The organism is Bradyrhizobium sp. 23AC (assembly GCF_054863025.1).
Window position 1 is genome coordinate 84550 of sequence record NZ_JAVAYN010000018.1, and the last position, 21022, is coordinate 105571.

The 21022-nt window shown below is 60.3% G+C and carries 23 protein-coding genes; 4 read left to right on the forward strand and 19 right to left on the reverse strand.

Annotated features, from left to right (window positions below):
- The first annotated feature begins 2182 nt into the window (after positions 1-2182).
- A complete protein-coding gene (locus RAD10_RS31550; RefSeq protein ID WP_270163255.1) occupies positions 2183-2737 on the forward strand; it encodes a peroxiredoxin in 555 nt (184 codons plus the stop codon).
- 6 nt (positions 2738-2743) lie between these two features.
- Complete coding sequence (locus tag RAD10_RS31555) at positions 2744-3289, forward strand: carboxymuconolactone decarboxylase family protein (RefSeq protein WP_270163256.1); 546 nt, start codon at positions 2744-2746, stop codon at positions 3287-3289.
- Between the two features lie 217 nt (positions 3290-3506).
- Here the strand turns inward: RAD10_RS31555 and RAD10_RS31560 are convergent, their stop codons facing one another.
- The 19 genes from RAD10_RS31560 to RAD10_RS31650 form a co-directional block, all read right to left on the reverse strand.
- Positions 3507-3800: a ferredoxin family protein gene (locus RAD10_RS31560; protein WP_270163257.1), complete on the reverse strand. Its 294-nt coding sequence runs from the start codon at positions 3798-3800 to the stop codon at positions 3507-3509.
- Between the two features lie 35 nt (positions 3801-3835).
- Complete coding sequence (locus RAD10_RS31565; protein WP_270163258.1) at positions 3836-5143, reverse strand: FAD-dependent oxidoreductase; 1308 nt, start codon at positions 5141-5143, stop codon at positions 3836-3838.
- 11 nt (positions 5144-5154) lie between these two features.
- Positions 5155-6264 carry an electron transfer flavoprotein subunit alpha/FixB family protein gene (locus RAD10_RS31570; RefSeq protein WP_270172953.1) on the reverse strand — a complete coding sequence of 370 codons (1110 nt, stop codon included), beginning with the start codon at positions 6262-6264 and terminating at the stop codon, positions 5155-5157.
- A 225-nt stretch (positions 6265-6489) separates the two neighbouring features.
- A complete protein-coding gene (locus RAD10_RS31575) occupies positions 6490-6681 on the reverse strand; it encodes an adenine nucleotide alpha hydrolase family protein (protein WP_270163259.1) in 192 nt (63 codons plus the stop codon).
- 485 nt (positions 6682-7166) lie between these two features.
- Positions 7167-7508, reverse strand: coding sequence for a nitrogenase stabilizing/protective protein NifW (nifW, locus tag RAD10_RS31580; protein WP_270163260.1), 342 nt, complete (start codon positions 7506-7508; stop codon positions 7167-7169).
- Positions 7509-7708: 200 nt separating this feature from the next.
- A complete protein-coding gene (nifV, locus tag RAD10_RS31585) occupies positions 7709-8896 on the reverse strand; it encodes a homocitrate synthase (protein ID WP_461620548.1) in 1188 nt (395 codons plus the stop codon).
- 688 nt (positions 8897-9584) lie between these two features.
- Positions 9585-10265, reverse strand: coding sequence for a nitrogen fixation protein NifQ (locus RAD10_RS31590; protein WP_270172955.1), 681 nt, complete (start codon positions 10263-10265; stop codon positions 9585-9587).
- 157 nt (positions 10266-10422) lie between these two features.
- On the reverse strand, positions 10423-11307 hold the full coding sequence (nifH, locus tag RAD10_RS31595) for a nitrogenase iron protein (protein ID WP_027545437.1): 885 nt from the start codon (positions 11305-11307) through the stop codon (positions 10423-10425).
- A 977-nt stretch (positions 11308-12284) separates the two neighbouring features.
- Positions 12285-12554: a hypothetical protein gene (locus RAD10_RS31600; RefSeq protein WP_270163261.1), complete on the reverse strand. Its 270-nt coding sequence runs from the start codon at positions 12552-12554 to the stop codon at positions 12285-12287.
- A gap of 36 nt (positions 12555-12590) precedes the next feature.
- Positions 12591-12950 carry a DUF3024 domain-containing protein gene (locus RAD10_RS31605; protein ID WP_270163262.1) on the reverse strand — a complete coding sequence of 120 codons (360 nt, stop codon included), beginning with the start codon at positions 12948-12950 and terminating at the stop codon, positions 12591-12593.
- On the reverse strand, positions 12947-13192 hold the full coding sequence (locus tag RAD10_RS31610) for a hypothetical protein (RefSeq protein WP_270163263.1): 246 nt from the start codon (positions 13190-13192) through the stop codon (positions 12947-12949). The genes RAD10_RS31605 and RAD10_RS31610 overlap by 4 nt, the downstream gene beginning before the upstream one ends.
- A complete protein-coding gene (locus tag RAD10_RS31615; RefSeq protein ID WP_270163264.1) occupies positions 13189-13509 on the reverse strand; it encodes a nitrogen fixation protein NifZ in 321 nt (106 codons plus the stop codon). The genes RAD10_RS31610 and RAD10_RS31615 overlap by 4 nt, the downstream gene beginning before the upstream one ends.
- A gap of 135 nt (positions 13510-13644) precedes the next feature.
- Complete coding sequence (locus tag RAD10_RS31620; protein ID WP_027545442.1) at positions 13645-13869, reverse strand: 4Fe-4S binding protein; 225 nt, start codon at positions 13867-13869, stop codon at positions 13645-13647.
- Positions 13870-13881: 12 nt separating this feature from the next.
- Entirely contained in the window at positions 13882-15378 is a 1497-nt protein-coding gene (gene nifB, locus RAD10_RS31625) for a nitrogenase cofactor biosynthesis protein NifB (protein WP_461620549.1), read from the reverse strand.
- Positions 15379-15759: 381 nt separating this feature from the next.
- A complete protein-coding gene (locus RAD10_RS31630; protein WP_461620537.1) occupies positions 15760-16623 on the reverse strand; it encodes an SIR2 family NAD-dependent protein deacylase in 864 nt (287 codons plus the stop codon).
- A complete protein-coding gene (nifT, locus tag RAD10_RS31635; RefSeq protein WP_027545445.1) occupies positions 16620-16844 on the reverse strand; it encodes a putative nitrogen fixation protein NifT in 225 nt (74 codons plus the stop codon). Before nifT ends, RAD10_RS31630 begins: the two co-directional genes overlap by 4 nt.
- A 4-nt stretch (positions 16845-16848) precedes the next feature.
- Entirely contained in the window at positions 16849-18042 is a 1194-nt protein-coding gene (gene nifS, locus RAD10_RS31640) for a cysteine desulfurase NifS (protein ID WP_461620538.1), read from the reverse strand.
- Positions 18039-18329, reverse strand: a complete 291-nt coding sequence (locus tag RAD10_RS31645; protein ID WP_270163266.1) for a NifU family protein — start codon at positions 18327-18329, stop codon at positions 18039-18041. Before RAD10_RS31645 ends, nifS begins: the two co-directional genes overlap by 4 nt.
- 17 nt (positions 18330-18346) lie before the next feature.
- Complete coding sequence (locus RAD10_RS31650; protein WP_270163267.1) at positions 18347-18661, reverse strand: HesB/IscA family protein; 315 nt, start codon at positions 18659-18661, stop codon at positions 18347-18349.
- 279 nt (positions 18662-18940) lie between these two features.
- On the opposite strand from RAD10_RS31650, the gene RAD10_RS31655 reads away from it, so the two are divergent.
- On the forward strand, positions 18941-19531 hold the full coding sequence (locus RAD10_RS31655; protein WP_270163268.1) for a hypothetical protein: 591 nt from the start codon (positions 18941-18943) through the stop codon (positions 19529-19531).
- A 595-nt stretch (positions 19532-20126) separates the two neighbouring features.
- Positions 20127-20999 carry a xanthine dehydrogenase gene (locus RAD10_RS31660; RefSeq protein WP_270163269.1) on the forward strand — a complete coding sequence of 291 codons (873 nt, stop codon included), beginning with the start codon at positions 20127-20129 and terminating at the stop codon, positions 20997-20999.
- Positions 21000-21022: the final 23 nt, after the last annotated feature.

The following is a 21022-nucleotide window of genomic DNA, read 5'->3' on the forward strand; positions in this document are numbered from 1 at the left end:
GCGCCCCGACAACCAGATCGGAGGAAAGGCGGGCCAAGCCGTCTTCTGTGTGGACGAGGCCATTCTTCAATAAAAGCCGCCCCCGATTGAGGACAGCATGTAGTTGCTCCGAGCTACTGAACACCGCCACGGCGATTATCGACGCACTGGGGTGCCGTCGCCCGCCTAATGCGCATTGCGGGTACGGCACTGGCCGATCTGATCGACTCGCTGCTGCGCCTGCAGATCATGAGCCGCGAAGATATCAGACTGGTCACGCACGCACCTCAATCCGTGGACTTCATCGTCGAACCGGGAATGCGAGGGGCTCACAACTCATATATATATTTACGTTTCGCCTAGATTGCTTCAGGTCACCCTGGGGTTCTGGAAGACACAATGACGAGTTCGGCAATTCACGGATCCGCAAGATCTGGACCGTTCTCAAGAAAAACGGTCAGCTGGCGGACCCCTCGGGATTCTGGCGGCTAATCAGCAAGTCATTCCGCTTAAAGGTACGGCGGTGAGCACGGCGACGAGAAGAGTAACCCCATAGTCGTTGGCGCCACAGGGCTTCCGGTAACCTCCCTTTCCCTACAGTGCTTCACAACAGCCGGCGCCAGCGCCAGTGTCCATCGAGCGTTGTCAGCCGCCCGCAGCGGCAGGTTATACTCCCTTGCGGCCAAGTCTTTGTTACGACTCCGAACATGGTGAGTTGCGGGTCGGCCACATCGTTGATAGCCGAACGATAGCCAATGTGATCTCGGCTTCGATCGGCCTAGTACCGCACGTGCGCTGCCGTTCGTTCGCGGTGGAACTCGCGGACTATCGCGCGGCTATAAAGAGTGATTTACCCACATCAAACGGGCTTTCTTCGATCGCTTTCTCCTGAAGAACTTGTCGCGCCTCAAAAGGAACCGCCGTCAACAGGTGGGTCAATACGTCTTTCTCTGCTGTTCTCTGGCAGTGTGCACTGTACGGGCAAACAACCTGGCGGCAGATCGAGCGCCTGTCGCCCATAGCGTCAACCAGCCGCGCTGGGCGCCGGAGCGCGCCATTCTAGCCAAGGCTGCTCACCAGTGTTTCATGAGAAGCGTATCGGCGTGAGCCTGACAGCGCGGCAATGATTGGGCGGCTTGGTGCTGCCTTAGGTTCCGACATGGCCGTCATCACCGACAGCGACCCTCATGTGATCGATGGCACTCTGGATGTCGCCGCTAGCTTCGCGCCGGGAATGCGCTGCATTGTTCTTACCAACCCCGGTCTCGGTCAAGGAGGACGACCTGCCTTCGAGCTTACTCTGTTCTTTGTCGAGAGACTGACTTCGCACTTGGACCGATTCAAGTGACCGAATTAGTTCGCGGACTCTTTCCATCCTGGCCTTGATCATCTGGTCTCCTGATTCCTATGCTGCTCACTGCGCGGCATTGGGTTTGGGCTGGGATATGGGCAGGCTCATCGGATCCAGGCTAAGTGCATTGCCCAGCGAGAATGATGAATGAGATACAATGCGCCCTCATCCCAGTGGACTCGACGCGTATCGCTCATCGTCAATAGCAAACGGTATGCCTATTGGCCTGAGCTTAGTCGGTAGCACTTCCATGTTCCCACAGGAACGGAATCATCCTCCGGTATGCTCAGGTTTCCGCCCAGACAGTCCGGAGGAAAGGCTCATTGAAAAATCGCTTGGTGGTGATTTGCAGGCCAAGCAGACGAAGATGGCACCGCTTCATTCAACCGCGCAACTTGAGGATGTCGTTGCAGCCAAAAACCGCAGGTGCCCAGCGTCGAGAGACCTCGACCGCGCCGCGGATTATTGGCGGTCACAACTCCCTGCCCTGGGCTGCAACTCGAGCCGTAGTGCTTGCTGCCGACAAGCTCAGGGCCTTGCCTCTAGCCTCATTCTGTTTCTCGCCGTGGACATCTTCGCGGGCCTGCTCACGGATCGGGGCCGGGCGCCTGTCCTGTTGGTCGCGTTCTGTCGACGGAGCTCGCGATAGATCTTCGTTCTTCGGATCTCCCGGTCCAGGACAGTTTGAATTCGGGAGGCACAGTCTTTGATGTCACAGCATGGCTTGAACCCGTCATAAGCACGAAGGGAATGTTGTAGTCGCGACAGTTAAGCCGAACGATCTCATGGCACATCGCTTGCTTCGCTGATGCAGTTCACTGGGTTCGCCCTAAGCACACGAGTGGGGACAAAATGCTTGGAATTGGAAGTAAGTTGCCGTCGTTCCAAATCATCGGGGTAAAGCCCGGCTTTCACTTGCACGAAGAGAAGGGACAGAGCGCCTTCGAGGCGCTGACCGAAAAGAGCTTTCCTGGGAAATGGAAAATCATCTTCTTCTACCCTAAGGATTTCACCTTTGTCTGCCCGACCGAGATCGCCGAATTCGCCCGCCTGGCCAAGGATTTCGCAGACCGCGATGCGGTCGTGCTAGGCGGCTCGACTGACAACGAGTTCTGCAAGCTTGCCTGGCGGCGCGAGCACAAGGACCTGCACCATCTGCCGATTTGGCAGTTTGCCGACACGGACGGCGCGCTCGTCGACGGTCTTGGCGGCCGCTCGGCCGATGGCGTTGCCCATCGCACGACCTTCATTGTCGATCCTGAGAATACAATCCAGCATGTCTATGCCACGAATCCCAATGTCGGCCGCAGCCCGAAGGACACGCTGCGCGTCTTGGACGCCCTGCAAACTGACGAGCTCTGCCCCTGCAACCGCGAGGTCGGCGGGGAGACACTGAAAGTCGCTTGAGGGGATATGTCGATCGATCAGTTGAAAGACCGGATTCCGGATTTCGCCAAGGACGTCAGGCTCAACCTTGCGTCGATGATGGCGGACGAAACACTGTCATCACAAAGCAAATACGGGCTGTTGCTGGCGAGCGCGATCGCGTCCCGCAATCCGATCGTGACGGCCGCAATGGAAACCGCCGCAAGCGTGGTGATGACGCCAGCGGCGGTCGAGGCGGCGAAATCCGCAGCATCCGTCATGGCGATGAACAACGTCTACTACCGCTTCGTTCATCTCGCCTCAAACCCGGAATACAAGACAATGCCCGCTCGGCTGCGGATGAATTGGCTTGGAAATCCGCGCGTGGACAGAGCCGATTTTGAGTTGTGGGCACTCGCAGTCAGCGCGATCAACGGGTGCGGTGCCTGCATGGACGCCCATGAGAAGGCGCTGCGGCAGGCCGGCGTCAGCTCGGATGCAATTCAAACGGCCGTGCGCTTTGCCGCGATCGTGCAGTCAGTTGCGGTTGCGATCGAGGCGGCAGGGCGTTGCACGCCACAAGCGGCGGAGTAATCCGCCCTCCCCGCACCCTTCGCCTCGCCCCTCCCGGGGCAGGCTCGGGGTGGACGCCTATTATTCACGAGTTGAGTTCGCCGAGTGTGCCCTTGCATCCGAATATTTGAGCCTCGGTCGATTTTCGGCCTGTTGCACGCACCTAAGGTACGGCGAAATGACTCCGCCGTGAGATCTTCTCCGCCTCACCGATAGCGCGGAGGCAATCGTAGTCCGCTCACCCGAATTTGAATAACACCCCATATCCGCCCCGCGGATAGCTCCATTCGATGTCGCCCGTGGGCTCGCCGATGACGCGGCAGGTGCCGCACTCCATGCAGCCGTCGACGGTGACCTCGACCTGGCCCTTGTCATTGAGGTCATAGCAACGCGCTGGACAGGCTTTCAAAAGCGCAAGGAGCTGCGGCGAGGGCTTGGTGTGTGCGCGCACCTTGATGTGGGGCCGTCCGGCGTCCACAAGGTAGCGGTTGCAAAACAACTTGTCTTCGACACGCACTGATCTCTCGACCATAGTCAGCCTCATTGGTTTCGGGTGCGCGTTTCGAATTAGCGCCAAGCGCGGGCGAAGCGGAATGCATCGCCGAACAGCCCTATCCAGGACCGCGCATTAACGAAGGATTTCAGCGTCGACTTCTGCTTCTCAGACTTCGGCGTACCGTCAACCCGAAGGTAGGTCTGCATCGCCTTGGAGATGAGCTGGGGGTAGGTGAGGAAGAAGTTTTGCGAGTTGGTATGCATCAGCCTCGGCATGTCCTTGTACTTCTTCATGTCCTTCAAGACGAAGGAGCGATCCAGCATCCTCTTGTAGAGCGCGAGATTTTCCGCGGTCATGCCAAGCCGGCGCGATTTCATCTGGAAGATTGCTTCGGCCGCGATCCGTCCGGACGTCATCGCAAGATTGGACCCCTCGCGATGAATGGCGTTGTTGAGCTGCGCCGCGTCACCGACCACGACCCAACCGTCTCCGTAGAGCTGCGGGATGGCTTTGTAGCCGCCCTCGGGGATGAGGTGCGCGGAATATTCCTTGACCTCAGACCCCTCTATCAGAGGCGCGACCGACGGGTGGCGCTTGAAGTGGTCGAGCAGCTCGTAGGGCGTCCGACCAGTGCGCTGGAAGTCTGCGACAAGACACCCGATGCCGAGCGAAATGCACTCCTTATTGGCGTAGATGAAGCCCATTCCCGTCATGCCGCCGGAAATCGTGCCCGCAGCTTCGATGACAACGCCTTCGTCGCCGCTCAGATTGAAACGCGCTTCGATGGTCTCGCGCGGCAAAAAGTGCATTTCCTTCACCGCGAGGGCCACCTTGTTCGGCTTGGGGCGCTCGCGCAGGCGCGCCCGCGTGCCAAGCAGTCCGTTCACGCCCTCGGCCAGCACCACGACATCTGCATGGATTTCGCCGTCCTGCCGATCTGTACGAACACCGATGACTCTGCCATAGGCATCCTGCGCAAGATCGGTGACGGTGGTCTCGCACAGCACGGTCGCGCCTGCCTCGCGCACTTTTGAGGAGAACCATCGATCGAACTGGGCCCGGATAATCGTGTACCGGTTAGCCCGCTCCTCATTGAAGTCCTCTGAGCGGTAATGCAGCCCGACATGGGAGCGATCATCCATGATCCAGAACCGTTGTTCGACCAAATGTCGCTCAAGCGGTGCGTCCTCCCGGAACTCTGGGATCAGCTTTTCCAGCATGTCGGCATAGAGTATTGCGCCCTGAACGTTTTTTGATCCGGCATACTCGCCGCGCTCGAGCTGTAGCACCTTCATGCCTTTCCTGGCCATGGTCAACGCCGCCGCGTTGCCCGCCATACCGGCGCCGACAACGATTGCATCGAATCTTTCCTCGATCATGATAACCTCCTTTAGCTCGCTATCCGGTCGCGCGAGTGCGGCGAGAGCCGCGCCCGAAATGCGTCCGTCAGCGCCGGTAAAAGATGCATGGCGTCGCTGACAATCGCGATGTGGGCAAAGTCGAAGATCGGCGCGTTCTTGTCGGTATTGATGGCGACGATCAGATCGGCGCCCTCGACGCCAACCCGATGCTGGATCGCGCCGGAAACGCCCGCGGCGATATAGAGCTTTGGCCGGATCGTCTTACCCGTCTGGCCGATCTGTCGGTCGTAGGTGACCCATCCCTTTTGCACGAGCGGACGGGAACAGCCATATTCGGCGCCGAGCACGCCAGCGAGCTGGCGCACAAGCTGAAAGTTTTCTTGAGAACCGAGCCCAAGCCCGCCGGCGACCACGACGTCGGCATAGGCGAGATTGGATTTGGCAGAATCACGGTCGGGGATGAACGACAGCACCTTGGTCACGATATCGTCTTCCACCAGGCCGAGCGGATGGACGATGATGCGGCCGGGATCGCGCGCGACACGCTCCGGCATCGCCATCACGCGCGGGCGGACGGTTGCCATCTGTGGCCGGTAATTCAGCGTGTAGATCGTGCAGAGCAGCGAGCCGCCAAAGGTCGGACGGGTGGCTGCAAGCGATCCATCCGCGTCAACGTCGAGGTCGGTGCAGTCGGCGGTGAGCCCTGTGAGGACAGTCGTGGCGACGGAGCCGGCAAGATCGCGGCCGAGCGTTGTTGCCCCTAACAGCAGGATCTCGGGCTTGTAGATCTCAACGAGATCGGACAACGCCTTGGTGTAGGACTCGTTACGATAATCCGAGAGCACATTGTCGGCCACGAGATAAGTCAAATCGGCGCCGTAACAGAAAGCTTCGAGCGCGGCGTTGCGTGTGGCCTCGCCCTCAGGGCCGACGACAACAGCCGCAAGCTTAACCTTCAGCCTGTCGGCAAGCTTGCGGCCCGCCCCCATAAGCTCCCATGAGACGGGATGGACCTGCCCGCGCTCCTGCTCGACGAACACCCAGACATGTTTGTAGGCTTTGAATCGGTCCGGCAACTGCTTCTTGGTTGCTGCGCGGCCCGCTGCGGCTGATGTGGGAGCCTTGATGACGTTGCTCATGGTTTTGCATTCTCCTTCCGATCCACGCGCCTGCGCGACACGGGCTCTGGCTTCGACTGTCGGTTGAACATGGTCCTGATGAGCGCGTTCGCCGGTTGCTCGCGGTTCACAGCAAGGGCCTTCTTCGCGGAGGACGGTACCCTCGGTGCTCCGCATCAGAAGCGTCGGACGCGGAGATCGAGACCGACGGTTCTGGCGAGGTGGTTGAGCTTGCAATAAACAGGACTACGTTGCGATCCAGGGGTCGACCTGGGCCGGATCGCTGTCAATGGCCGACTTGCCAATGAATACGACAGCGGTCCCACCAGATAGCTCCCTGGTCTTCGAGATCGCGGTCGTGCGCGCGTACGTCGTGGGTAGCGTCGCGTCATCAACAAAGGAGCATTCGGTAAACAGCACCGCAGCTTCGGCACCCAAGGTGCGCACCTTCCGCAGTCAGGGCTCAGGTGAATACGGTTCCATAGCGTGCACGTCGGTCTCGCCGGCCGTCTGGTCACGGAACTAACGGCTATCTCCGCGGTTGCGGGTGCGTGACAGTTGGTCGGCACACCCCGCTGCACGATCGTGTTTGACAGGAACCGCGCACGGATTTTCGCTGGCGCGGCGGGGACCTGTTTGATGCGGACGACGCTATGCATGCGCTTCTCCAGGACAAGCTCGATTCGTTGTTGCGCGGACCTAGGTGCAGAGCAGCAAGTGTCATACCAACTGAGAACACCGCGAGGTCATGCACCAAAGAAATGTATTGGGCGCAGTTGCTAACTTGGTTCTTGGCAACGGGGACAACAGGGCCGCGACATACGTCGGAAACGCGACAGGGCGTCTCCCGCGTCGCTCCACAGACTCGACCGAACGAAGAGGCGCGCCGCAGCTATCTGCGGCAGACGGCATTCAAGAGAACGCTATTTCAACGTATTGAGCGGCACGAAGGCGGCTGGCTTTTTGGGTTCCGCGACCGCATCCTTCAAGACTTTGAAGACCCGCTGGTCGATTGGCGAAGACGCCACGAAATCGGCATAGGCCTGCTCCAGCATCGCCTTGCAGCGCGCAACGACCTCCCCTTCCGCGACACCGGCGAATTGCTCCTTGGCGAGATGTTGTCCCATGCGCTTTAGGATATGCAGGCGCGCGACATTGACGATCTTGGGATCGTAGTCGACGCCAAGCAGCGCAAAAATCTCCTCAGCCGAGGAGGCCTTGTTGAGCCGGTCGAGGACGCCGGTCTGCTGAAATTTATTGCTCATCGAAATTTTCCCTGGATTGGCTCACCCGTCTCGGTCGAGATCCGGCAGCTCCTGGTTAGTTCGCAGAAGCGGCCGTTTCACGTGTGTACTGTTGGAGATGGCCACACAGCCCATGTCCTCGGACTTCGACGCGATCTGCGAGCGCTTCGGTCGAGTTCCGATCGATTTCGTGGCCGGCCAAGTAGAACTCGAAAGCTCACTCACGTGCGGTCGGACGAGCATTCGCAAACATCGCGCCAGATCGCCGCCACCGTCTCGCGCGCGACCAGCCGCTTGTGCTCGATGGCGTATTTTCGCACCCGGAACAGGATATGTCTGCTCTGCTCGGTGGTGGCGGCGAGTTGCAATTCCCCGAGCAGCTTGGTGATGGCCGAAAGCCCGGAATGCTTACCGATCACGATCCGATTGGAGCGACCCAGCAAGTGCGGGTCGAGCGCTTGATAGGTGCGTTCGTCCTTCAACAGTCCATCGGCGTGAATGCCGGATTCGTGCGTGAACACATGCTCCCCGACGATCGCCTTGTTGAGAGGAATCGCACGTGTGGCCGCGGCCGCGACGAGTGCGGCGACCTCTATGAGCTCCGGCAGCACGATGCCGGTGTCACGCCCGTAGAGCTGTTTGAGTGCGACCGCAACTTCCTCGAGCGGCGCATTGCCGGCCCGTTCGCCGAGCCCGATGACAGTGACGGAAGCGTGGCTCGCGCCGCCCCTGATGGCAGCGAGCGTGTTGGCGGTCGCGAGCCCAAGATCGTCATGGCCGTGAAATTCGAGCTCGAGATCGCTACTGGCGCGCAGGCGCGCGATCAGCGCATAGGCGGAGTCGGGATCGAGGACGCTGAGCGTGTCGGCGACACGAAACCGGCGCGCGCCCGCGGCTTCCGCAGCCGCGATGAGACTGATGAGAAAGTCGACATCGGCGCGGGAGGAGTCCTCGCCTCCGACGGCGACATCGAGCCCTCGCTCGCGGGCGTAGCCCACTACCCGCTTCACCTGCTGCAAGGCCTGGTCGCGATTCCCGCCCAGCTTGGCCGCGATCTGTACGTCTGAAGCCGGGATCGAAACATTGACCATCGACACCTTGGCCTCGATCGCCGCGTCGACATCGGGCTCACGCATGCGGCACCACGCAATAGGGGTGAGCGGCAGCCCCTCCTCGACAATGGCACGGATGGCCGCGATCTCATCATCGCCCATGGCGGGGGTCCCCGCCTCGATCTCCGTGATGCCGGCCCGCGCCAGCGCATGCGCGATGGCCACCTTTTCAGCTGTGGTGAACGCAACACCAGGCGCCTGCTCGCCATCGCGCAGCGTGGTGTCATTGAGCACGGTCCGCTGGTTCCACAGCGAATCGGACCATGCCGGCTTGGCAGCGATGGCGTTGGCGTCAATCAACGAAGCCTCCTGATTGTGCTTGGCAAGGACTGCTTTGGCAAACCGCATGCCACGCCCGCAGGATCCCACACTATTGAAGATCCATCATTTTTCGCCCGCAGTCGGATGTCACCAGAACGACGGTGTCGCAAAACAGACGCGCCAGTTGAGCTCTCACCATTCTGCCTGATCAGTTCGGGTTACGGCGCGGATCGACTGTCAGACCGACGCGTCAGGGTTCATCGGTTCGCTAACCCGAGCACATCGCATCAGGAGATTTGCTTCGGTTATAGTGACCAGGACGACGCCGCCGTAAACAACGTGACGGATGCGGGCTGGTATCGGTGTCGAAAACGGTCGTGAGAGATCAGGCATCAACCAAACGCAACAGGACCGCTTGCGCGACTGATCCACGGTCTTATGGACGCCGGCCGACCGGCCCCGCAACGAGGGAGTTTAGCAGCCTCTCCTGAACACATCGCCGCAGCCGCATTCTGTGTCAGCGCCGGCAAAGCACAGTTCCCTTCGGACCACAGGGCTTGCGGCGTAGGCGCAAGCTGGCCTGAGCAGAAGAGCGTCCCGCTGGTTGGCGCCGTAATCCGCTGCACCAGATTTGGCCGCGTCACCTGCACCTCGTCGGCCAGCTGCGCGACCGTCGGGCGGCAGTTGCGCCAAAGAACTACCTATCGGGAGGCGGGAATACGGGTCAGTTGCCGCCCGCGACCGGAGCGGCCGGCGCCAACAGAACGTCACGCCGGCGCTCGGCCATGCGGCTCTCACCGCTTTCATCGCCAAAGCAGTAGTTGAAGTCCTTGCACTCTGTGCACACCGGCGTCGTACACAAGATGAGCCCCTCGTCCTCGCATAGCCTGCGATAAAAGAAGCGCTTCCAGCGCATGTTGTTGACGTTGCGCCTGGCGAGCGGCCCGAAATGGCGGTTGAGGAGACGCAACAGTTCACCACGATTGCGCAATCCGAGATCTGCCCACAGATGATTCGGCTCCATGACGCGGCGCGCGATCATCGCGGCCAGCCAACGGCTGGTGTCCCCTTCCGTCGATCGTTGCGCCAGCAAGAGATCACGTACCATTGTGACCTCGTCGTTGTCGACGTGCTCGAAATCCCGCGGCAACTCCTCCTCTTTGATCCGAACCGATGGAAAGCGTTGCTTGAGCAACGCCGCCAACTGATCGCTGGACAGGCCGACCTTCTCGGACAAAAGACCACCATCCATCGCACCGGCAGCCAGAATGGACGCCAGCACGTGGCGGTCGAAACTGATGTCATTGCTTGTGTCGGCATCTGCGGGGAGCATCCCGGTCAGAAGGCGATAGCTGGCAATTGCGCCACGTCCCTGGACGCTCCCATCATTCGTCTCGACAACCATAACGGGATAGAACTGCTCTTCGAACATGGGCGTCCGCTACCCTTTCCACATTGGTCAAGTTGGCATCACCGCGTCGGCCCTTGGGAGCCACCCTTTCGCCCGACTGCCGGCCCTCCGTTTTGGATTGGGAGGGCCGGTGCTGTCGCGCTGCGTCCTTTTACGATGCTGCAAGTTCGGCAGCGCTTTTCCCGACGATGGACTCATCAACGGCCTTCATGATGCCGTGCTCCATCAGCATGTCCTCGAGCTCGTCCATGGTGATCGGAGTCGGGATGATGCCCTTGCCGCCATTGTTGTGGATCCTGCCCGCGAGGTTGCGATAGTGATCCGCCTGCTTGGAGTCCGGCGCGTATTCCAACACGGTCATGCGCCGCAGCTCCGCATGCTGCACGATGTTGTCGCGCGGCACGAAATAAATCAGCTCAGTGCCGAGCTTTTTGGCGAGCGCTTCCGCGAGCTCCAGCTCCTTGTCGGTCTGCCGCTCGTTGCAGATGAGGCCACCGAGCCGCACGCCGCCGGAGCTCGCATATTTCAGAATGCCCTTGGAGATGTTGTTGGCGGCATACATGGCCATCATCTCGCCGGACATCACGATGTAGATTTCCTGCGCCTTGTTCTCGCGGATCGGCATCGCAAAGCCGCCGCAGACGACGTCGCCGAGCACGTCATAGGAAACGTAGTCGCGCTCCTCATAGGCGCCGTTCTCCTCCAGGAAGTTGATCGAGGTGATGACGCCGCGGCCTGCGCAGCCGACCCCGGGCTCCGGGCCACCCGACTCGACGCAGCGGATGTCCTTATAGCCGATCTTCATCACGTCCTCGAGTTCGAGGTCCTCGACGCTGCCGGCATTGGCGGCCAGGCTCAGGATCGTGTCCTGCGCCTTGGCGTGCAGAATAAGGCGAGTGGAGTCCGCTTTGGGATCGCAGCCCACGATCAGGATCTTGTGACCCATCTCCGCCAGCGCCGCCAGGGTGTTCTGGGACGTGGTCGACTTTCCGATACCACCCTTGCCGTAGAACGCGATTTGTCTCAGTGAAGCCATGTTGCTCTCTCCATCAACCGATTTGCCAAAGATTGCGTGCTGTTTTGCACGCGAGCTTGTTTCTCTTTCGAGAAACGGGGCACACGGGTCCAAGGGTAGGAGAGCATCGCTCGTCTTGCGCGTCGGCGTGCACTCAGCCCTTACTCAGTGTTGCTGCATCGCAGTAGCAACTGCCGTGCCAACGCCGGCGGCCTGTTTAAGCTTCTGATGATGCACTACAACTTCGCGAGATTTCTCATCGCGCTGGATGTTTCGAACCTGACAGCAGCTGTGCGGCTGTGTGTAATCTGACAGCGCTCACAATTTTTGACGAAACATAAGATTGATTGCGGCGCATTCGTGCGCCAGACGGAACTGCGGATGGTTTGAAATGCAACTGCGGTCGAGCCTCTCGGTACGCTTTTCAGAAATGATGCTCCGACCAGCGTCGAAACTTGAGCGCTGCAGACCAAAGACAGGTGCTCGCGCTTGATGAAGATGTGATGACCGGTTGGTCTTCCCGTTCGCGCAGCATCACGACATCGAAACCGAGACGCTTCCGAGTGCCAGCGCGCAGGGATGATGTCGATTGGCTCGAATTCTACTGTGCTGGCGGGGGTCCTCACGAGCGCGACGACGCATGAGCGGGCGCTGATCGATCATCGAGAGCCTGACTCAGGCCGCTCGCATGCGGCTTCTTCACGACAATCGACGGGGAGATCGCGATCGAGACATCAACGGCTGACCCAAATGGCCGCCCCCGGATCGGCTGCCTTCGATCAAGTTCCAGAGGTTCCTCGCAGAGAACTGCGCGCGCCCATGTTGATGGACGCGCCAGTCATCGTTTCCGCGAATTCGATCCTCATCGGTGCGAAAGCGGCAGCGCACCCCAACATCGGCGATCTTTTCCACGTCCCGGAACTCGTCACGGCGGCAACGGTGATGCGCTATGACCGCACCCGCGAAAGGGCCGTGAACGTCTGCGAATGCAACCCCAGTCACCCCGAAGGGTCCCTTGCCGCCAAAACAATGCCAATCGCCAGCAGCGGATCGGCTGTGATCTGGACGCAGTGTTCGGACCGGTCGATCAAGTGCAGGTCATAATGAGGAAAGCTGCGAAAGGGCGGCTCGGTGACATCAGACGCATCGCATCGCACCAGGGCGAGATGGGGAAAACGCCGCCGCAGCTCGGTCAAGGGGCTCGCGCGCCCTTCTGCCGCCGTGATCAGTTGTTCAAGTTCGATCAGTTCGTTTTCGTCCAGTGCCATGACCAACTTTATCGTTTGTGTGTGTAAACAGTAGCGTTACCGCCAGAACACTCGGTCGAGATCGGCATTTAGCTCATCTGTCGCTGCGCTCAGCCGCTGATGGACGCTGTGGAATTGCCAAATTCCTCGCGCATGGTCTTTCCAAAACATCTTCCACAGTCCGCACACGGCGTCATGATGGATCAACGCGACCTCGATCACGCCGCCATCCTTGTCGATGTCGCGTGAGCAGCAAGGGCTCTCGATGAGATATCCCCCCTTAACCGGCTTCACACTGGGTGAGACATAACGATAGCGTCTGCGGGAGCCCAATGCGCATTCGATCCGCTTGCGATCGACCTCGTTCGGGTGAGCGTTCAGGCCGATGACTGCCCTTTTCATGACCGCTGCATTCATTGCGAAAGCCCCTTAAAGCCGCGTTCTTTGCGCTTCAGGACAGCCGACCGGCCGCCCGGCAAAACTAAGGTCCCTATGTTCGCTTGCGTGCTCGCTCTCAAGCGCACGATCTCACCGATGCGGCCAGTGCCTACAAGAGCCGTCAAGGGCGCGCAGGCGTGAAACAAGCCGCCGTTGATGAGATCGCCGACGGATTTGAGCCGCGGGCGCCATTCGGATGTCGAATGAAGGGGCGCGATCATGATGGGGGCCCTTCCCGCAATGGCCGACTGTCGAGCTCAGAGTCCGCGTCCACCGAATCAAGTTCCTTGCATTTCATTCCGACGCGGTTGCCGGTTTCAAGAAACTCGACACCGTAGACGTAGAATTGCTGCAGGAACGTCCCGATGGAAACGACGTAACCGACCTCGCCTTTCTTGGCCAGCATGTCCCCGATCTCTTTGCCGGCGTAGGTCCCGTCATTGCGAACGGTGCGATTGGCCTTCACCTTTTCACCAAGGTTGAAGACCGGCGGTCCATCCAGCTCTATGACGTCACTGTCGCGGACGATGTTGCTCATGCATCACTGCGTCGTGAACTTGATCGGGCCGCATTCTGCGAGCTCGCTGGCCGCCGTGGCCGCGATTGCCGGGATGAAGCGGGCGATGTTCTCTGCAGCGACCGTCAACGTGAACTCCATGACGCTTACGCTCGTTCAGGCCGGCGGCTGGTATCGCGGCAATGAGGTGTCGATGACGCAGGTCTTGTCGACCGGGCAGACCGCAACACATTGCGGCTCCTCGAAGTGACCGATGCATTCGGTACATTTTTTCGGGTCAATCACGAACGTTCCGCCCTTCTCGAAGATTGCCACGTTGGGACATTCGGTCTCACAAGCGGAGCAGCCTGTGCATTGCGAAGAAATGATCTTGAACGGCATCCGATGTCCTCTTCACGCCACCGACATCATCGGGTCCTGCCGGATCGCTCCGTCACCCCGGTCGACATGCTGGATCTCGCCGCTCTTCACCTTCTCAAGATAAGAGCTGAACCATGCGATCGCGGACGTCTCGATGAACTCGTGCGCGTATTTATCGACCGGCTCGATGCCATCCTTGTGGAGTTCGCTTGTCGGCCGACCACCGATCCTGGCGACGAACACGGCATGGCAGTCATTGATGGAGCGGATGATGGCCGCAAGGTCATCCGGCGCGCCATGACCGCCCTGGCAGTAGTGATCGACGCGGCGGTGACCGACGAATTTGGCGCCGGATTGCGATACTTCATACACCTGGAACTCGTTGGCATGCCCAAAATGCTCATTGATCAGGCCAGCACCCTTGGTTGCGACCGCGATCAGCACTTTGATATCGCTTGTCCCGCCTGCATGCTCCTGCACTTCCTCCTGCCTTGGCATTATCCTGGCGCGGCGTTCCGCCTCGATTCCAGCCTGGGTGGCCTTGCGCGCCTCAGGGTCATAGTTGACGGTCATGGTCACAATCTTCTCCTTCGTAAACTCCGCGCTTCGATCCTCGCCGAGCAGTCCGACCGCGTCGGCGCGGCATTGGCGGCAATGGCGCATCATGTTCATCTCGCCTTCGCATGCGTCCTGCAGTGCCTTCAATTCGCTTGTCCTCGGCGCGCGCTGGCCCTTGAGACCGAACATGGTGCCGTGCTCGGGGGCTGCGATCAGCGGCATGATGTTGTGCAGGAAAGCGCCACGCGACTTCACGGCTTTGTTGACCTCAACCAGGTGCCGCTCGTTGATGCCCGGGATCATGACTGAATTGACCTTGCAGAGAATGCCTCGCGCGGAGAGCATTTCGAGACCACTGAGCTGACGCCTGGTCAGGATTTTCGCTGCCTCGAGCCCGCTGTAGCGTTTGTGATTATAGAAGATCCACGGATAGATCCGGGCGCCGATCTCGGGATCGATCATATTGATTGTGATGGTGACATGCTCGATGTTCAATCGGGCGATGGTATCGACGTGATCGGGCAAGGCGAGCCCGTTGGTCGATAGACACAGTTTGATGTCGGGCGCAGCTTTGGCTACGAGCTCGAAAGTTCTGAAGGTCTTGTCTGGATTGGCCAGGGGATCGCCGGGACCGGCAATGCCAAGCACAGTCATCTGCGGAATGCGGGAGGCGACCGCGAGCACCTTTTTGGCCGCCTGCTCGGGCGTGAGCTTCTCGCTGGTCACGCCCGGGCGCGATTCATTGGCGCAGTCATATTTACGATTGCAGTAGTTGCATTGCATGTTGCAAGCTGGCGCAACCGCAACATGCATGCGCGCGTAGTGGTGATGCGCCTCGACACTGTAGCAGGGGTGCTTCTTCACCTTGTCCCAGATCGCCGGCGGCAGATCGCCTTGGCCGCTGTGTGCCCCGCAGCGCGCTTTGCTGCCGCCGACCGAGATGCCGCAGCTCTTGGGCTCGGCGGCCAGCATGGTCCCGCCGCCTTCTCGTGCATTTCTAGCGCTGCTGCCGCGCTCCACTGCGTCCATGTCCAGTTCTTTCTCCAAGCCAAACAGGCTTCCCGGAGCCACTCCTGAGCGAGCCTTTGAACGTGGGTTAGCAACTCACATGCCATCGCGGCAGGCGACGGATTTTCTCATCTCCGCCAATTAGTTAGACAGAGCGATCCGCGCTGTTGTGCAGCCGACAGCGAGCCTGCGGCGTGTTGGAAATGCGACAGACGGTGGGATCCGGGGAGCGATCACGGCACCTGTCCGTCGACGCTCCCGCTCAGCGGCACCGGCACATTTCACTGTGATCGGATGGCTGCCGCGGCTGGACCGAGGTGGGCGGACTTCGCTTTGCCAGCGCCTCTAATTGGCCAGCAAGATCTCCACGGCGCGCGGGATCGCAATCGCCAGCGGGGTCAAGCCCTGGTCGAGCAGGAACCGCAGCTCATTGCGCGAGAGCGCATCCGGCTCGACAATGGCATAATGAACGTCTGCCGAGCGCTTCGTGATCTGCCGCGCATAAATGCGTAGCAGTTGATCGTCGAACCGACAGCCGATGAAAAGAAAGCTCCGCCCAAGCCGCCGCTGCTTGACGATCTCCGGAATCGGCGTCTGGATATCGATCTCGGTCAGGACCTCGACATAGTCGGCGTCGGAGATCAGGAAGTTTCTTGCCGGCAGCACGCCGCCATGCGGCTTGTAGAGGACCGTGGTCCAGGCGCCGGCAGCCGGGGACTCGACCTCTACGCCATCGGCATCATAGAAACGGTACCAGCGAACCTCGCCGATGCCAGCGCGGGTAATCCCTTGCACTTCGCCCCATCCCTCACGCTTGCCAAGTGCTGCGCGCATCGCGCCATCATACCAGCTATCGACGATCATCGGTAAGCGTAACGCAGCAAGATGACGATGCAAGGCTGTCGGCTCGACCGGTGCGGCGAACGCCTGAGCCATCAACCCTGTCACGGTAGACCGATGCTTGTCGCTCTCGATATGCTGTGCTGCAGCCCAGGCATTGCCGCGGGCCCGGCGCGGCAGCGCGACCTTGGTGCCGAAGAAGATCGCCAGCGCATCAGGTGTCACTGGCACGTCAGGCTTGGACAACTCGGCGAACCCGGGCCCGAGATAGGGAACAATGCTGCCGGCATGCAGTCTGGTCGCAACGTTGGCGAGCAGCGCCTCTGCATCCGTCCCTTTGAGACAGTTGATTTGCGGCATTGCGCTCATCGTTCATCGCCGTCCCCGCCAATCCTTTTGGCATTGACCGTGATCGGCAGCGGCGTATCGCTCGCCATCTCGGGCAGGTCGAGCACCCATCCATTCGTTAATCTGATCCAACCGCCCCACAGTGTCTCGTGCTCGGATTCGACGATCCGCTCTTCAAGATCCTTCTTGGGCACATAAATCGACAGGCCCGCCTCGGGAGAGCGGCGGATCATGACTTTCATGCGATCAACTCCAGGAATTACGGATTGCTAGCGGGGCGAGCTCTCGGGACATGCCACGCAGACGAACCAGGATGTCGGACAGTGCACGCACGACCTGATCGATTTCTTCAGCGGTGGTTTCATGGGACAGCGAAAAGCGAACCGCGCCGGGCAGGCTGCTCGCCGGCACATGCATGGCGCGTAGTACATGCGATGGCTCCATCGCGCCTGAGCTACAGGCCGACCCGAGCGACGCGGCAATGCCGGCGCGATTGAGGTGATGGACGATCGCTTCGCCTTCGAGATCCTCGAAGGCGATATTGGTTGTATTCGGCAGCCGGTTACAGTGGTCGCCAAGAACCGTGCAGCGGCCGTTCTGTAAGATCGACTGCTCCAGACGATCGCGCAGCACAGCAACACGAACGTGCGCTCGGTCGAGCCGCTCTGCAGCAAGCTCTGCCGCTTTTCCGAGACCGACGATGCCGGGGATGTTCTCGGTTCCCCCGCGGCGCCGGCGTTCTTGTCCTCCGCCCCGGATCAGCGGCCTGAATGTCGAGCCTTTGCGTAAGTAAAGCGCGCCGATCCCCTTGGGTCCATGCAGCTTGTGCCCGGACAGCGACAGCATGTCGATAACGCTGGCCTTCAGGTCAATGGGTACCCTGCCGACCGCCTGCACGGCATCGGTATGAAACAGCGCGCCGGAGGCGCGCGCCCATCCAGCCAGACGTTCCACCGGGAAGATGGTGCCGGTCTCGTTGTTGGCCCACATCACCGATGCAATCGCCGTACGTGGTCCAAGCGCCGATCGAAACGCCTCAAGGTCGAGCCGGCCGCGCGAATCCACCGCGATCAGATGAACCTTGGCCCCGCTTTGGGCCACCTGTTCGACCAGCGCCAGGATCGCCTGATGCTCGACCGAGGTGGTGACGATCTCGTCCCGGCCCTCCTGCGTCGCCAGCGCTGAGAGAATGGCGGCATTGTTGGATTCCGTCCCGCCGGAAGTAAAGACGATCTCGTCATCATGGGCAGCCCCTACGAGCGCCTGCACGCTGCGGCGTGCCTGCCGCATGGCGCCCGCGACCTGCCTGCCAAAGGCATGGGCTGAGGAGGCATTGCCGAACCGCTCGGCGAAAAACGGCAACATGGCCTGCACGACCGACGGATCCGTTCGGGTCGTCGCATTGTTGTCGAGATAAATAGCCACTGAAACCCTGCTCAATATGGCGCCGTCGGCGCGCCGGCAACCGGGATCAGGCGAACGAATTCGCCGAGCTTTTCGATCAGCCGCGCCTGAATGCCCTCCAGCGTCGCAGCTGACAGCTTGCAGAGCACGCAGGCCCCCGTCAGCTTGACCATGATCTTGGTCCCGTCGATCGCAACCAGCTGACAGTCACCACCGTCGCGCTTCAGATTGGGGCGGACCTCCTCGAGCACGGCGCAAATCACTTGCTCCCGGTCCATCTCGGCGGCCGTCGTTTGCTTCAGTTGCTTGGATTCGGCCAGCATGCTTGCGACCTCGTTCATCAGCTGAAGGATTTACCGCACGAGCAGCCCGCGTTGGCGTTCGGGTTGTCGAAAGTGAATCCGGAGCCCTCCTGCGCCAACACGAAATCGATGGTGGTGCCGGCGAGATATTTGTGGCTGTCGTTGTCGACGAACAACTTGACCCCGTCGCGCTCGATCACCTTATCGTCCGACGTCGTCTCATTGGCCAAGCCCATGATGTATTTGAACCCGGCACAGCCGCCGGACTCAACCGTAATGCGCAAGCCGCTTGCTCCCGATGTTGAAATCACCCCCCTGACCGCATTCAGTGCGTTATCTGTCAATTTGATCATGCTCACTCTTTCACCTCGCGTGGCTCGGCTGACTGCAAGTTGGCAATTCGCATGCCAGCGCACGCGCGCCTGATAAGGCTTCCGTTTTTCAACTCTCGCCTGTTGGCTTTGCGACTCGTGTCGGCTTCCCGACGCGGCGATTTCGGGATTTAAGCGCGCTTGCGAGTTTCTTCAGGCGTTTACACAGATGAAATGCGGTGCATGGGTCGGCAAGCAATTTGCATTTCCGTGCTGCGCCGGTCGTGGGCCGGCGATGAGCTTAGATCGAGGACGATTTTCATGACTGCAATCGAGAACACCGCGCTCGGCGGGCTGGACAAGGAGGGGCGACTTCTCAATGCCGTTCTCAAGGGCGAGACGACCAGGCCGGGCCGATTCGGTTTTCGTGGCGATATCGCGTTGAAGTTCCAGGCCCAGCTCGCGGACGAGAAGCGGCCGCCGGATTATTCAATCGAGCAGGTCCTGACGGTCGCGCAGGAGGGCGAAAGCACAATCCCGGTGCTGGCCGGTTATCTGCATTCATTGGCCTATCTGACCGACGTCAGCAGCGTTCTGGACGGCGCGCTGAGGCCCGACGGGCGCTACTTCATGTTCTGCAACAATATAGATCTGTTGGCGAAATACCGGACCAAGGTCGGCGACATCACCTTTCACATCCTCCCGTGCGATGAATCGACGGTCTGGAAAGAGATGATGGACCTGGCCGGGCTCGATAAGAACGACTTCAAGAAATTCGATGCAGGCGGCAAGCTGGACTACCTGCTCGACGCAGCCACAGCTCTCGATGCCTCCTATGAGGAAATCCCTTACGAAGACGGGCTGAAGCGGATGGGGCCCGTGAAAAACCGCAACCAGAATCGCCCGGTCTGAGCGCTGACTTTGGATCTCGTCGAAGCGGCCTCCAGGTCGCGCCGTCAGCAGATGTCGCGGTCCATTTCCATCGGAGTGATGAGCGCGAGCCGCTCGCGTTGCGACGCGATCAACGCGGCGGCCGCTCGACGCGCGGAGCCGATCCGCGGCGACTCGATCGGACAGATGCCGGTGCGGCCAGGAACTTCTTGCGCTGGAATTCAAATTGACGGCGATCCCACCCTTGCGGTGCAACGAACAGAGTCCCCGGCACCCTACAAGGCAACCAATGGCCCGCGGCTGTCGTCCTCGTCAACGATCGCGAGATGAAACCCACGGGGCTAGCGCACTGAACGCTTTCGGACCCAGAACCGACGTGGATGCTCTGGCTTTCTGCGCGATGTGGGTTTCCAAACAGGTTCGCGATTCTTCAACAAGCCGTTCGTTGCTTTGGGACAGAACTCATGCTGAACGGTCCTGCAATCGTTCGCGGCAAGAGAACCAAGGCATCTGTCAATTGGCGCGGCTCTTGCTCAGGTGTTCGACGCAATCATCCAGCGCAGCTGCTTTGTCGGCAGCGTTTGCAGAAGCGAGGACACTTCGATTTGAGGTCTGAATGTCTTTAGAAACTGATCGTCAGGATCGACTGTTCGTGATTATCCTCGGCACCAATGAGATTGCGTCTGCGATCGCCGTCCATCTTGCGCGCGGCGGAACTTGCGTGGTGCTGTCGCACGATCCCGATCCGCCTGTGATGCGGCGCAGGATGGCGTTCCATGACGCGCTGTTCGCCGGGACGGCACAGGTCGAAGATATTGTGGGTGAACGCCTCGACGACGCCATGCAGGTGCTCAGGGCGATCCGCGGGGACGCCAGCCGACGAAGACGGGTCATCGTCTCCAGTCTCGGTCTTGTCGACCTCCTTCCGATCCGCCGCATTGATGTGCTGATCGACGCGCGTCTGCAGAAGCGCCAGATCAGGCCCGACCTGCGGCGGCTCGCGGGACTGACCATAGGTCTGGGCCCAGGCTTCTCCAAGAGCTCGAATTGCGATGTCGCGATCGAAACCCGGCCCGGCAGAATCGGCCTGGTCCAGCGAGACGGCTGGACGGATGCGGCTGACGGAGTTGCGAGCCGACTCGGTGATCTCGGCGCCGAACGTTTCGTTTATTCCGGCCTTGATGGCACCTGGCGAGCGTCAGTCGCAATTGGAACGCATGTCGAGAAGGATCTCGTGCTCGGCCATCTTTCCGGCGCGCCCGTCATGGCGCCGCGCGATGGCGTCTTGCGCGGCATCATCCGTGACGGGACCGAGGTTCCTTCCGGCGTCAAACTGCTCGAGATCGACCCGCGCGGCGTACTGGCGCAATGGACCGGTATCGACGACCGCGGCCGGGCAATCGCCAACGCGGCGCTAAGTGCGGTCCTTCGAGGTGCGGCGCAGCGGTTCGGCCTGGTCGTTCAACCTGAGATGTCGGGACACGCGTGACGCGCCGCCGCACCAGGCGCCTG

Bases quoted from the DNA above. Each gene is read 5' to 3' on its own strand.
- RAD10_RS31550 (WP_270163255.1), top strand. From the start codon at position 2,183: ATGCTTGGAATTGGAAGTAAGTTGCCGTCGTTCCAAATCATCGGGGTA.
- RAD10_RS31555 (WP_270163256.1), top strand. From the start codon at position 2,744: ATGTCGATCGATCAGTTGAAAGACCGGATTCCGGATTTCGCCAAGGAC.
- RAD10_RS31560 (WP_270163257.1), bottom strand. From the start codon at position 3,800: ATGGTCGAGAGATCAGTGCGTGTCGAAGACAAGTTGTTTTGCAACCGC.
- RAD10_RS31565 (WP_270163258.1), bottom strand. From the start codon at position 5,143: ATGATCGAGGAAAGATTCGATGCAATCGTTGTCGGCGCCGGTATGGCG.
- RAD10_RS31570 (WP_270172953.1), bottom strand. From the start codon at position 6,264: ATGAGCAACGTCATCAAGGCTCCCACATCAGCCGCAGCGGGCCGCGCA.
- nifW (WP_270163260.1), bottom strand. From the start codon at position 7,508: ATGAGCAATAAATTTCAGCAGACCGGCGTCCTCGACCGGCTCAACAAG.
- RAD10_RS31590 (WP_270172955.1), bottom strand. From the start codon at position 10,265: ATGGTTGTCGAGACGAATGATGGGAGCGTCCAGGGACGTGGCGCAATT.
- nifH (WP_027545437.1), bottom strand. From the start codon at position 11,307: ATGGCTTCACTGAGACAAATCGCGTTCTACGGCAAGGGTGGTATCGGA.
- RAD10_RS31600 (WP_270163261.1), bottom strand. From the start codon at position 12,554: ATGGCACTGGACGAAAACGAACTGATCGAACTTGAACAACTGATCACG.
- RAD10_RS31605 (WP_270163262.1), bottom strand. From the start codon at position 12,950: ATGAATGCAGCGGTCATGAAAAGGGCAGTCATCGGCCTGAACGCTCAC.
- RAD10_RS31610 (WP_270163263.1), bottom strand. From the start codon at position 13,192: ATGATCGCGCCCCTTCATTCGACATCCGAATGGCGCCCGCGGCTCAAA.
- RAD10_RS31615 (WP_270163264.1), bottom strand. From the start codon at position 13,509: ATGAGCAACATCGTCCGCGACAGTGACGTCATAGAGCTGGATGGACCG.
- RAD10_RS31620 (WP_027545442.1), bottom strand. From the start codon at position 13,869: ATGCCGTTCAAGATCATTTCTTCGCAATGCACAGGCTGCTCCGCTTGT.
- nifB (WP_461620549.1), bottom strand. From the start codon at position 15,378: ATGCTGGCCGCCGAGCCCAAGAGCTGCGGCATCTCGGTCGGCGGCAGC.
- RAD10_RS31630 (WP_461620537.1), bottom strand. From the start codon at position 16,623: ATGAGCGCAATGCCGCAAATCAACTGTCTCAAAGGGACGGATGCAGAG.
- nifT (WP_027545445.1), bottom strand. From the start codon at position 16,844: ATGAAAGTCATGATCCGCCGCTCTCCCGAGGCGGGCCTGTCGATTTAT.
- RAD10_RS31645 (WP_270163266.1), bottom strand. From the start codon at position 18,329: ATGCTGGCCGAATCCAAGCAACTGAAGCAAACGACGGCCGCCGAGATG.
- RAD10_RS31650 (WP_270163267.1), bottom strand. From the start codon at position 18,661: ATGATCAAATTGACAGATAACGCACTGAATGCGGTCAGGGGGGTGATT.
- RAD10_RS31655 (WP_270163268.1), top strand. From the start codon at position 18,941: ATGACTGCAATCGAGAACACCGCGCTCGGCGGGCTGGACAAGGAGGGG.
- RAD10_RS31660 (WP_270163269.1), top strand. From the start codon at position 20,127: ATGTCTTTAGAAACTGATCGTCAGGATCGACTGTTCGTGATTATCCTC.